Below are 12,814 nucleotides of genomic sequence, written 5' to 3'. Positions count from 1 at the left end.
GTAACTACCTGGTGGTTAACAATCATTCTTTGTCAGAAATAAATTAAAAGCTGTATTTTTGCAAGAAAAAAAGCAATTGGGAACTTTACTGGATCAAGGAATAAAAGGATATAGAAATTACGGAACACATCTCAAAGAGAAATACAATGGGCAGCGTGTGTTTAAAGTAATAGTTGATGGTGGATTTACTTGTCCTAACCGTGATGGCAGTAAAGGTTATGGAGGATGTACCTATTGTAATGTAGACTCTTTTACTCCTGAGCTTTCCAGAAAGCTGCCAACCATACGCGAACAATTAGAGCAGGGTATGGAAAGAGGTAAGGGTTTTTATAAAGCCGATAAGTTTATTGTTTATTTCCAGCCTAATACGAATACCTATGCTCCGGTACATTATTTAAAAATGATGTACGATGAAGCACTATCTATAAATACAGAAGATGTGGTAGGTTTTTCTGTGGGAACCCGGCCGGATTGTATTGATGCAGAAAAGATTGCTTTACTTGAAAGCTATGCTGATCGCTTCGATGTAGATTTGGAGATGGGCATGGAGTCTATATACGACGAAACGCTTAATCAGATCAATAGAGGATGTAGTCATGGCGAGTTTGTTGAGGCGGTTAAATTACTTGAAAACAGTAAGCTTGATCTGTGTGTGCATACTATTTTTGGCTTCCCTTGGGAAACAGAAGAAATGATGCTGGGTTACATCCATGAGATTAACCGGTTCCCTCAAATCAAATTTGTAAAATTCCACCACCTTCACATAGTCGAGGGGTCGATCATGGGTGTAAAATATAAAAAGGAACCCTTTAAGTTATTCTCGCTAGAAGAGTATACCGATCTGCTTTGCAAATTAATTCCATTATTGAGACCCGATATCGTTATTCAAAGATTATTTGGGATATCAGATTGGGATTTGTTAATAGCACCTAACTGGGGTTTAAATAAATCAGCAATTCAAACTTATATTGATAAGGAAATTGAACGAAGAGGGGTAGTGCAAGGATCAGAATACTTAGCGAAATAGATTACCAAATATTTTANSAMCMAYKWTNRWYMCYTYGAMKMTNTNAAGRTSRYSKWAKTTNTRYWWMTTTGWKTWSWKRSAACMKKYKMANCNMGCWANAANAGNMTACMGANTMTGCTWTKMWWMYTMAWYCYRTKAWKSWSANYCCKRYAWCNGKTNATTYWMAGWKKAYWWSWGSKAMMMRRYTRRTNTCWTGNMTGWAMMCYMGSAWMRTYTNNCKYCWGYTTYMMAAGAATTAAAGGCGACCTTCACAGTGCTTAAACAAGGAAAAATAGCGGCAAATACAGTTACTTTAGGTCTTGATCCTTCTATTGCAAATGAAGGTTATACGTTGTCAGTTGAGAAAAATTCAATTGTTATTAAGGCTGCCACAATACAAGGCGCCTTTTGGGCTATAGCCAGCCTGAAACAATTGATGGGAATTTCGATATTTCGTCGCAAACAGGTTTTACAAAAAACATTGTTGAGCGCAATCACCATTCCTTGCGTAAAAATTGAAGACGCACCACGTTTTTCATGGAGAGGTATTCATTTGGATGTCTCACGTCACTTCTTTGATCTTGCCTATTTGAGAACAATGATAGATAGGATGTCTTATTATAAATTCAATAAGTTTCATTTGCATTTAAYSKWWGMTNAGGGTTGGAGGATTGAAATCAAAAAATACCCTGAACTAACATCGAAAGGCGCTTGGAGAGAGATGAATGGCCAGGATTCGAGTTGTATCGCACTTGCTAAAACAAATCCCGACTATGCTATTCCTGAAAAACACTTCAAAATGATTGATGGAAAAAAGATGTACGGAGGCTTTTATACTCAAGAAGAGATGCGTGGGCTAATTGCGTATGCTGATTCGAAAGGAGTAGAGATTATACCTGAAATTGATATGCCAGGGCATATGATGGCTGCAACTAACCTTATGCAATGGTTAACTTCTCATGGCAAAGGCGGACAGGCAAAGGACTTTTCTGACCCATTGTGCCCGTGTAAAGAAACAACTTTTGAATTTGCGGAAAATGTCTTTACAGAGATTGTGGCATTATTCCCGAGCAAATACATCCATCTGGGTGCTGATGAAGTTGAAAAAAGCAGCTGGAAAAATGTACCTGAATGTGAGGCGCTGATGAAGAAAGAGGGGTTGAAAAGTGTGGATGAGCTGCAAAGCTATTTTGTGCGCAGGATGGAGCGGTTTTTTAACAGCAACGGAAAAAAACTTATCGGCTGGGATGAAATTCTGGATGGAGGTGTATCACCAACAGCTACAATGATGTATTGGAGAACCTGGGTGCCTACAGCACCTAAACACGCTGCGGAAAAAGGGAATGATGTGATCATGACTCCTGGTGAGTTTTGTTATTTTGATGCTCAACAAGACGGAGGTTCATTACAAAAGGTGTATTCGTTTGATCCATATAAATTTAACCTCGCAGAAAATGAGAAGAAATTTATAATTGGGGTGCAGGCTAATATATGGACGGAATATATTCCTTCTGAGAGAAGATTAGAGTACATGGTGTTTCCAAGAATGTTGGCTATGGCTGAAGTAGCCTGGTTTAAAGGGGGAGTAGACTGGAATAATTTTGAAAAGCGTGTACAAAAGCACTTTTCATTGTTGGATGCTATGAATATAAATTATCGGCTTCCGGATCTGGATGGATTTACCACCCAGAGTGTATTTGTTGATAAAGGTAAGTTACATATAAACAAACCACTTGCAGGTTTAACAATAAGGTATACCACCGATGGTACCTTGCCTACCTTGCAGTCGAAAATTTTTAATGACGATTTGACGATAACCAAGCCTGTAGAGTTTAAAGTAGCAGGTTTTAGGCCAAATGGTAACAGAGGAGATGTCTATACCATTAATTACGAGCATCAGGATTATATGAAGCCTGTGCAGTTATCATCACCTGCAAAGGGACTTAAGTTTTCATATTATCCACGCTTTTACAAAACCGTAAACGCAATTGATGAAAAAGACCTTGCCAGCGAAAGCATTAGTGCGGCAATTGAAATTCCTCTAGCAAAAACAGCGGAGAGTTTTGCTACCCGTCATAAAGGTTATTTTTATGCCGAAGAAACGGGTATTTATTCGTTCGCATTGCGATCAGATGATGGAAGTGTACTAAAATTAGGCAATAAAGTATTTATTGATAGTGATGGAATGCACACATCCATTGAAAAGTCTGCCGAAATTGCGCTTGAAAAAGGATATCATCCATTTGAACTTATGTTTTTGGAAGGTGGTGGAGGCTATACCCTAAAATTACAATATAAAACCCCTTCAGGTAAACTTAAGGATGTTGATGCATCCGTTTTCGTTCATTAATATGTTGCTTATCCGGAGAGTGCTTTTAAATCTCCGGATAAGCTCCAAATAATTCAATAACCTTTTGTTTTCTGAAATTAAATATTTGCTGTAGTTTATCTGCAACAAATATACTATTGGCTAATCTCCCAATTAGTCCCATCGACAGTCCATAAGTTAATATATCCGTCATCTCTGTGCCTCCTTCTATTTCTTTAAAATGATGCTGATGATGCCAAAACTTATAAGGACCAAACCGCTGCTCATCGATAAAATACTCTTCTTCTTTAATATGGGTGATTTCGGTGATCCAATTAAGCTTAATTCCCATTAATGGGGATATCTTATAAGTAATAATCATTCCAGGGTACATTTCCCCTAAATGATTTATGTCGGAAGTTACGGTAAACAACATCTCTTTTGGGGTTATTCTGGCTAAGTTCATCGGGGAAGAGAAAAAATCCCATGTTTCTCTTTTCAGAATTGGTAATTTCTGCTTAAAAATGAGGTGATATGATTTCATAATGTATTTGAAGATACATTAAAAGAGGTGAAATTGTTTTTTTCTCTTTGTTTATACCTCTTTTGGTTCGCTTTCGGGTTTTTTCTTTGTGTTTTTTGCTTTTTGCTAATTTTTATGTTTTTGTTAAAAAATAAAGGTGTTTTTATGTTGAATGTGACAAATATTTAAAAATTTGATAGTGATTTTATTAAATTTTAATGTTTTTTGGTGTAATTTTTGGATTTTTTGTTGTTTTCTGTTGTTTTTGTTTGATTAAAAATATGAATAATTGAAAATTTTATCTAGTTTTATCAAAAAATCAGATAAAGTATAATTATAAACTAGTAAAATCTAACATTTATGGCAAAAGTTTTATTTAAACAATGGGGTCCATTTGCAGTTTTATTAATAATTGCAATTATGGCTCTTTTTATTCCCTTACTTCCTAACTTTGACGAGGGAAAATACAGTGCGCCTGATATTGCGTTTGTATTAATTGCTTCAGCTCTTGTATTTTTGATGACTCCAGGACTTGCATTTTTCTATGGCGGTATGGTTCATCGTAAAAATGTTCTATCTACCATGATTAAAAGTGTGGTGGCTGCAGGTGTAATTACCGTGCTTTGGATTGTTGTAGGCTTTAGTCTTGCTTTTGGAGAAACAATCGGTGGCTTTATAGGTAATCCAACTACCTTCTTGTTCTTCCAGGGTGTAAATTCTGGTCCGGCATGGGGAACTATTCCACTTTCATTGTTTGCGGTATTCCAATTGATGTTTGCTATCATTACTCCAGGCTTGGTTGTTGGAGCGGTTGCAGAACGTATTCGTTTTACCTCTTACATTTTGTTTATTGTATTGTTTGCCCTATTTGTTTATTCTCCTTTAGCACACTGGACTTGGTCTCCGGATGGATTCCTTTTAAAAATGGGTGTACTAGATTTTGCGGGTGGTACCGTTGTACACATCTCTGCTGGTATGGCTGCCCTGGCTGGTGCTTTGGTGTTAAAACGCAGAAAATCTCATATTGAGCATCAGGAAGTTCCACCGGCTAATATTCCTTATGTGCTAATTGGTACTGGCTTGCTTTGGTTCGGTTGGTTCGGCTTTAATGCAGGTTCTGCTTTGGGTGCTAATGCTTTAGCGGTCTCGGCTTTCTTAACTACCAATACTGCTGCTGGTGCTGCTGGTTTAGCCTGGATGTTCTTTGATGTGGCAAGAGGTAAAAAACCTTCTGTTTTAGGCTTCTGCATAGGTGCTGTAGTGGGCTTGGTTGCCATTACTCCAGGTGCAGGTTTCGTAAGTATTCCTTCAAGTATCTTTATTGGTGTAATTGCAGCGGTTATTTCTAATCTTGTTGTTTCATGGAAACAAAAAACTAGTTTAGATGATACATTAGATGTGTTCCCTTGCCATGGTGTAGGTGGTATTGTTGGTATGCTATTAACTGGTGTATTTGCTACTAAAACTGTTAACAGCGCTGGTGCAGATGGGTTGTTTTATGGAAATCCTGAGTTTTTCTTTACTCAGCTTAAAGGAGCTGTAATTGTAATCATATTCAGTTTCGTAGTTTCTTTCATCATCTTTAAATTAATCAACGTAGTTCAACCAATCCGTGTTACTTCAGAAGAAGAAGAAGAAGGGTTAGATGCTTCTCAACATAATGAGAAATATTCTCAAGGTACTTTGATTGTTGCTTCAACCGGAGCAGAAATAGAAAATACATTTTAATCCACCACAAACTATCTGAATTATCAACCTCAAACCGAAAATTATGAAATTAAAATCAATACTAACTATAGCATTACTCTCTATTGTTTCGGCTACCTACGCTCAGGAAGCCGCTGAAGCTCCATTGCAAATTTCGGGTTCAGTTGACACATATTTTAAATATGATTTTGCGAAAGCTCCGAWYRKWARARCSTMKTKTRSKKNARAGMRNNNANAWCTCGGTKNTCKMTCGGGATGATCGATTTGGCTTTAAAGAAAACTACCGGTAAAGCTTCATTTGTTGGAGAATTATCTTTTGGACCAAGAGGACAGTATCAATCTATTCCAAATGGACCAGATGATAACTCTTTCCATATCCAGAATTTGTACGTTAACTATGCATTTACTGATAAATTTAGCATGACCGCAGGTTATATGGGTACGTTTATCGGTTATGAGGTGATATCGCCGGTTGCTAACTTTAACTATTCTACTTCGTACCTTTTTGGTGCCGGCCCTTTTCAAAATGCGGGTATCAAAGGAACTTATGCTTTTTCAGAAAAAGCTAGTTTAATGGTTGGGTTGTTTAACGATTGGAATGTTTATCAGGATCTTAATGGAGTGTCACATATAGGTGCTCAGTTAATGGTGGCACCTGTTGAGGGCTGGTCTGCTTACCTGAACTTCTTGTCTGGTTATTCAGCCGGTGCTGGAGGTACAGGAACTATTTTTGATTTAACAACTGCTTATCAGGTAACTGATAAATTCAAGTTAGGTTTAAACGCTGCTGATTACTCTGTTTCTAATGATAATGGCGGTTATACAGGTGTTGCATTGTATCCGCAATATGCATTTACCACTGCTGTTTCATTGGGTTTAAGAGGTGAGTATTTTAATTACAAGGGTATAGGTGAGCTTCCTGATGCAAGTGTAGCGGCCATTACTTTATCTGGTAATATTAAAGCAGGTGGATTAACTTTTATCCCTGAAGTACGTTTTGATAGTGATAAAGATTATTCTCAGGAATTTGTGAAAAAGAGCGGTGCTATGGCTAAATCGGCCTCACAATTCTCGCTGGCTGCCGTTTACGCATTCTAGAGATTTGTCCAATATATTTTTTAATTTTAAGCCGCCAGAATATTACTTCTGGCGGTTTTTTATTCTGTTTTCTAAGCTTAAATCAATTATTTACCGATGAAAAAAATAATGTTTGTTCTACCCTTATTAGTATTTAGTCTTGGTGCATTTTCTCAAACAAATGCATTACCCATGGATGAGCGCGGAAAGTATACTTTTTTGGAGGTTGCAGAACTTCCTCTTGTTAAAAAAGAGGTGATGTCAGCAAATGCAAAGCGCTTTTTCAAAGGTTACTCAAAAGCAATTAAATTGAGTTCTTCAGAAGGAGATACTGCTTTTTATGGAAAAGGAAAAATGGTTTTAAATAAAAGCCTTGTAGGGGTAGGTCATCCAACGGGCGAAGCTAAATATAATATCTCGTTGGAGCTGCGTAATGGTAAATATCGATTAATACTTACCGACTTTATGTTTACTCCTTATGAGCGGGATCGCTACGGTAATTTTGTGCCAGTGGCTGTTAGTACAGCACTTGAGAAATCTCCAGGCAAATTAAATAATACTGAATGGGAAAAGAATGTATCATCTATTGCCGGAGAATCTAGAAAAATTGCAGATAAGCTAAAAACTATGATGAGTAATACCGTTAAAGATCCGAAGCCTGAAACAAAGAAGCCTGCTGCCATTTCCACAACAAAGTGGTAACGGTTTAAAAATAGTTTTAGAATATACGCTTTACTTAATGTACCATTTTATCAGCACAAGTAGAACTGGCAAAAGCTTCTGGCTTTGCTTTAAAAATAAAGCCCATGCTTAGAATATAGCCCATGGCTTCATTTAAGGCCTTGTTGGATTTAAACATTGGGTTAGTATTAATGTCAGCATGAACCTCCAGATCTACATCATACAAATCTAAAAGATCGCAAATTGAGTAAGCGGTTTCAATAGATTTTTGAACCTCAATAAGCATTCTTTCCTTTATGCTCATTCGCTGAGGTGTTTTCTCTTGGTGGATGTACATAAAACCTCCATGGTGCTCTCTTAACAGGACTATTACAGTCGCAAAWTCMGNTYWWAGCTNCTTTGACCTGTGAATCTGTTCCAATACAAACTTTAAGGTGGTAGCCTTTTTCAGTTTCTCTGATGATGGCTTTTTCTACTTCTTCTAAGATCGGTGCGTGGATTACCTCGCCGCTAAATTTTTTCCAGATCATACGCTAATTGGTGTTATTATTAACAACCCGTATTCAGGTTTCCTAAAAATAAGAGGATTAAATTAAAATGAAGTTAATTCTTTATTGTTTAATTGCTAACAATTCTCTAGTTTTCAACAGTTTAGTGTGCTGTTTTGTTGCAAGTTTTGGTATTTTTAATATATGCTTGTTATACTATTGCAAATAGAATATTCGTTAAAACAAAACAGCGTTAGATAAGATTATATAAATGTACCAATAATAAATTAATCAGATTAAATCATTATGAAGACAGAATTGATAAATGAGTTTTATTTGATGCAACGAAGCAGGGCATCTGTAGATTATAATGAAATGCTTGACGATAACGTATATACCCCAATTAAACATGCGAATCGGAAAATGACAACATGGATCTGTGAAAGAGGACATATGCTGATGAACATGGAAGTTCGGCTAAACAGTTCAATGAAACACTTAAGAAAGAAGTATCTGAAGTTTTAATGCCTTAATTCCGCTATCTTTGCGCCATGATGGTAGAAAAGGTATTGGAAAATTTAAAAATAGCTTCACTAAATGAAATGCAGCAGGCAGCTGTAGCTGCATGGAAAAAAGATGGGGATGTAATTTTGCTGGCTCCAACAGGCTCGGGTAAAACAATTGGATTTTTATTGCCTATTCTAAACAACCTAAAAGCCGAAGTTAAGGGTGTGCAGGCTTTAGTGCTTGTCCCTTCACGAGAACTTGCATTGCAAATTGAAACTGTTTTTAAACAGATGGCCACAGGTTTTAAGGTAAATTGCTGTTATGGTGGTCATCCGGTAAGAACGGAACGAAATAATCTGGAGCAGCCACCTGCAGTACTTATTGGTACGCCAGGCAGGATAGCTTATCACCTGCGTCATGAAAATTTTGATGAATCTACTATAAGTACACTTGTATTGGATGAATTCGATAAAGCACTCGAATTTGGCTTCCAGGAGGACATGTCGTACATCATCAATAAGCTACTTTCTTTAAAGCAACGTTTACTTACCTCGGCAACGGCTATGGAAGAGATTCCTGGCTTTACTGGTGTTAGCAACCCCGCAGAGATTAACTTTCTAAAGGATATAAAAGTTGTTCCCGATTTAAAGCTTAAAAAAGTACTTACTACCGCTGAGGATAAGTTGGATACCCTATTAAACCTGATTTGTAAAATCGGGAATAAAAATACTTTGATTTTTTGTAACCATAGAGAAACGGTTGACCGTATTAGCGATTTATTGGTCGACAAAGATCTGGCACATGATATATTTCATGGTGGAATGGAGCAGGATGAAAGGGAGAGGGCTTTATTGAAGTTCAGAAATGGAAGTATAAAGATCCTTATCACTACTGATCTCGCTTCAAGGGGCTTAGATATCCCTGAAGTACAATGTATCATTCACTATCAATTGCCATATACACAAGATGCATTTTTACATCGTAACGGGCGTACAGCCAGAATGAATGCTAAAGGTACTGCATATCTTATAGTTGCTGATGATGAAAAGTACCCATTTTTAAAAGCGGATATAGAAACTGAAAATTTAAAAGGTAATTTTGTATTGCCAGGTGATAGCGAATGGCAAACCTTATACATTGCTGCCGGTAAAAAAGACAAAGTAAATAAAATTGATATCGTTGGCTTATTACTTAAAAAAGGAGGTTTGCAAAAGGAAGATGTAGGGTTGATTGAAGTTAAAGATCAGTCTTCATACGTTGCAGTGAAGCGTACTATGGTTAACCGAATTCTAAAATCTTTGGCTAATGAGAAGATTAAAGGGAAAAAGGTTAAGATTGAAGTAGCAATGTAATTGACCAAAAGCATCTAAAGGATTTACTATATAAAACTCAACACATGAGCAATAACGATATTTTTAAAAAGTTGCGTGTAGCACTTGAACTAACAAATGATGACATTATTAAGATCATGGAATTAGTAAACTTTAAGATCACCAAGAGTGAATTGGGCTCATTTTTTAGAAGTGATGATCATCCAAATTTTAAGCCTTGTGGCGATCAGATTCTTCGTAATTTTTTAAATGGACTCGTTATTTACAAACGTGGGCCAAGACCAGTGAAATAAATTATATTTTAGTCATCTTTAATTTCTTAACGTTCTACCGCTTTGTAAGCAATAAAAAATTATAAATAAATTTTGCTAAAACGGTTTAAATGACTTTATTTGAGTTATAGAATCAAATCAATTCTATTGTTAACCAAATAGACCTAAATAAATGAACACTAAAACCTCTAAACTTCCCTTTATTGGGGTCGACATAGGTGGCTCTCACATCACAGCAGCACACGTAGATTGCTCAACATATAAAGTTATTGATAGTTCTATGCAACGTTTACGCGTGGCATCAATGGACAGTGCTGAAGTAATTATCCAGTCATGGGTAGATGCACTTTCTTCACTAATTTTAAAATCTTCTGATGAAACGATAAGAATTGGAATAGCTATGCCCGGGCCCTTCGATTATCAAGAAGGTATTTCATTGATGAAAGGTATGCAGAAATATGATTCATTATATGGATTAAATATCCGCTCCATTTTATCTGAAAAATTAGGTATTCCAGGTGAGCATATTGTTTTTATAAATGATGCAGAAGCATTTTTAAGGGGGGAACTTGCATCAGGTGCTGCTTCAGATTTTGAAAGAGCAATAGGAATAACATTAGGTACGGGCCTTGGCTCAACAAGTAATTGCAATGGTCGGGTAACGGATATGAACTTAGCATTTGCTCCTTTTCAAGATAGCATTGCTGAAGAATACATATCAACAAGATGGTTCTTAAAACATTATAAAGAGCTAACCGGAAAGGAAGCGAAAAATGTCGAAGAATTGCTCGCTACAGCAGATGAGTCTGTAAAAGAACAATTATTTGAAGAGTTTTCTACAAACCTGGCCGCTTTCTTAAATGATTTTATTGCTGATGAAAATCCACAGGTGTTGGTAATTGGTGGAAACATTGCCAAAACATGGGATCATTTTATTGCTAAATTGAAGGAAAAATTAGTTAATAAAACCGTGGTAATAAAGCAAAGTGAGATGTGGGAAGACGCTGCCCTCGTGGGTGCTGCATGTACCTGGATAAGTAATTAGAAAATGAAAAAATGGGGTTTTCTCATCGGCATCTTTGCGTTTTTAAGTGTCGAATCAGTTTTTGCAGCTAAGGTTGATACGGTATCGACCTATAGCGCTGCAATGAAGAAAAATATTAAGGCTGTTGTAATTACTCCCGAGAGTTATAATGAAAGCAAGACATATCCGACTGTTTACTTACTGCATGGAGCCGGAGATGCTTATTCCGGCTGGGTAAATAAGGTGCCATCAATTAAGGAATATTCAGATCACTATCAGATGATCATTGTATGCCCCGATGGAAATGTTACCAGTTGGTATTTTGATAGTCCTGAAGACCCTGCATGGAAATATGAAACTTATGTAGCTACAGAACTGGTTAATTGGGTAGATCAAAAATACAAGACCATAAAAGATAGAAAAGGTCGTGCAATCACGGGCTTAAGTATGGGTGGTCATGGTGCACTATACCTAGCCTTTAAACATCAGGACATATTTGGCGCTGCTGGCAGTATGAGTGGTGGTGTAGATATTAAACCTTTTCCATTGAATTGGGACATAGCCAAGCGCCTTGGGCCTGAAGATAAATATCCTGAACGTTGGAAAGCAAATTCTGTTATCGATTTAACCTATCTGCTTGTTCCTAACAAACTTGCTTTAACTATCGATTGTGGTTCTGAAGACTTCTTTTACAATGTAAACATCAAATTGCATGAAAAACTTCAATACAATAACATACCGCATGATTTTACCATTAGGCCAGGATCTCATAACTGGGATTACTGGAAAAATGCGATTGGATTTCAACTGATGTTCTTCAATAATCAATTCATCAAAAAATAATACGTTTTCCTAAATAACTGGAGAAATCTGCTGGAATTATTCCTATTTTAGAAGAACAAAACCGATAGTTACCCTTTATAAATAAGAACATGAATACAACAGATCGCAGAAGTTTTCTCAAAGATTTAGGAATGTTGTCTGCGGCTGCAGGACTTTCTTCTTTAATTCCGTTTGACGCGCTGGCGCTCCCTAAAAAAGAATTTTTTAGTATATCTTTAGCTCAGTGGTCGTTGCATAAATCATTGTTTGGCGGTAAGCTAACAAACCTTGAATTTCCTATAAAAGCTAAAAAAGATTTCGGTATTGATATAGTTGAGTATGTAAGTCCATTTTTTAATAAAAAAGAAACAGATCCGGCATACCTGAAGGAATTAAAAAGCATAACTCAAAATGAGGGAATTCAAAACCACCTGATCATGATTGATGGAGAAGGTGAATTGGGTAATCTTGAAGAAAAAGCGCGTTCAAGGGCTATTGAAAATCACTATAAGTGGGTGGATGCTGCCAAGGTGCTTGGTTGTAAAACGATTCGGGTAAATGCAGCAGGAAATGGGTCTGAACAAGATGTAAAAACCGCAGTGGTTGATGGTTTAGGCAGGCTTACTGAATATGGTAAACAAAATAAAATCAACATTATCGTTGAAAATCATGGGGGGTATTCTTCCGATGGAAAATGGTTGTCGGATGTTATGAAACAGGTAAATAGCCCTTATTGTGGCACCTTGCCTGATTTTGGTAATTTTAGGGTAAATGAAGATAGAGTGTATGACATGTACCAGGGAGTAACTGATCTGGTTCCATTTGCAAAAGGAATTAGTGCAAAAACCTTTAATTTCAATGAAAAGGGAGATGAAAAAGATATCGACTACGATCGCATGTTCAAAATTATTAAGGATGCAAAATGGAGCGGTATTGTGGGTATTGAATATGAGGGCGACGGCTTGTCGGAAGACGAGGGAATCAAAAAAACGAAAGAGCTGCTGTTAAGAATACAAAAGCAATATAAATAGGCAAAACAGGCCGGTATTACCGGCCTGTTTTGTTAAA

Annotated in this window: 11 protein-coding genes and 2 pseudogenes; 11 read left to right on the top strand and 2 right to left on the bottom strand. The window is 36.8% G+C overall.

Annotated features, from left to right (window positions below; all coding sequences use genetic code 11):
- The first annotated feature begins 76 nt into the window (after positions 1–76).
- Entirely contained in the window at positions 77–1,027 is a 951-nt protein-coding gene (locus N824_RS21415; protein WP_048907266.1) for a TIGR01212 family radical SAM protein, read from the top strand.
- A gap of 253 nt (positions 1,028–1,280) precedes the next feature.
- Positions 1,281–3,356 (top strand): annotated as a pseudogene (locus tag N824_RS38750) (family 20 glycosylhydrolase).
- Between the two features lie 25 nt (positions 3,357–3,381).
- Here the strand turns inward: N824_RS38750 and N824_RS38745 are convergent.
- On the bottom strand, positions 3,382–3,858 hold the full coding sequence (locus tag N824_RS38745; RefSeq protein ID WP_048907172.1) for an SRPBCC family protein: 477 nt from the start codon (positions 3,856–3,858) through the stop codon (positions 3,382–3,384).
- A 339-nt stretch (positions 3,859–4,197) separates the two neighbouring features.
- Here N824_RS38745 and N824_RS38740 point away from each other — a divergent pair, with 339 nt between their 5' ends.
- From N824_RS38740 to N824_RS38730, 3 genes are all read left to right on the top strand, one after another.
- Entirely contained in the window at positions 4,198–5,565 is a 1,368-nt protein-coding gene (locus N824_RS38740) for an ammonium transporter (protein ID WP_048907171.1), read from the top strand.
- Between the two features lie 234 nt (positions 5,566–5,799).
- Positions 5,800–6,642, top strand: coding sequence for an outer membrane beta-barrel protein (locus tag N824_RS38735; RefSeq protein WP_235207232.1), 843 nt, complete (start codon positions 5,800–5,802; stop codon positions 6,640–6,642).
- Positions 6,643–6,738: 96 nt separating this feature from the next.
- Complete coding sequence (locus N824_RS38730; protein WP_048907170.1) at positions 6,739–7,323, top strand: hypothetical protein; 585 nt, start codon at positions 6,739–6,741, stop codon at positions 7,321–7,323.
- Between the two features lie 34 nt (positions 7,324–7,357).
- Here N824_RS38730 and N824_RS38725 read toward each other — a convergent pair.
- Positions 7,358–7,832, bottom strand: a pseudogene (locus N824_RS38725) (ribonuclease H-like YkuK family protein).
- A 264-nt stretch (positions 7,833–8,096) separates the two neighbouring features.
- Between N824_RS38725 and N824_RS38720 the strand changes: the two are divergent.
- The 6 genes from N824_RS38720 to N824_RS38695 all read left to right on the top strand — a co-directional run bounded on the left by N824_RS38720 (position 8,097) and on the right by N824_RS38695 (position 12,777).
- Complete coding sequence (locus N824_RS38720) at positions 8,097–8,315, top strand: hypothetical protein (RefSeq protein ID WP_048907169.1); 219 nt, start codon at positions 8,097–8,099, stop codon at positions 8,313–8,315.
- Between the two features lie 26 nt (positions 8,316–8,341).
- Entirely contained in the window at positions 8,342–9,649 is a 1,308-nt protein-coding gene (locus tag N824_RS38715; RefSeq protein WP_048907168.1) for a DEAD/DEAH box helicase, read from the top strand.
- Between the two features lie 44 nt (positions 9,650–9,693).
- A complete protein-coding gene (locus tag N824_RS38710; RefSeq protein ID WP_048907167.1) occupies positions 9,694–9,921 on the top strand; it encodes a DUF1456 family protein in 228 nt (75 codons plus the stop codon).
- Between the two features lie 151 nt (positions 9,922–10,072).
- Positions 10,073–10,945, top strand: a complete 873-nt coding sequence (locus N824_RS38705) for an ROK family protein (RefSeq protein ID WP_048907166.1) — start codon at positions 10,073–10,075, stop codon at positions 10,943–10,945.
- Between the two features lie 3 nt (positions 10,946–10,948).
- On the top strand, positions 10,949–11,767 hold the full coding sequence (locus N824_RS38700; RefSeq protein WP_048907165.1) for an alpha/beta hydrolase family protein: 819 nt from the start codon (positions 10,949–10,951) through the stop codon (positions 11,765–11,767).
- Between the two features lie 89 nt (positions 11,768–11,856).
- Positions 11,857–12,777 carry a TIM barrel protein gene (locus tag N824_RS38695; protein WP_048907164.1) on the top strand — a complete coding sequence of 307 codons (921 nt, stop codon included), beginning with the start codon at positions 11,857–11,859 and terminating at the stop codon, positions 12,775–12,777.
- Positions 12,778–12,814 lie beyond the last annotated feature (37 nt).

Source organism: Pedobacter sp. V48 (assembly GCF_000523515.1).
GTDB lineage: Bacteria > Bacteroidota > Bacteroidia > Sphingobacteriales > Sphingobacteriaceae > Pedobacter.
The sequence above is the reverse complement of the archived record's forward strand: the minus strand, read 5'-3'. Positions and strand labels throughout refer to the sequence as shown.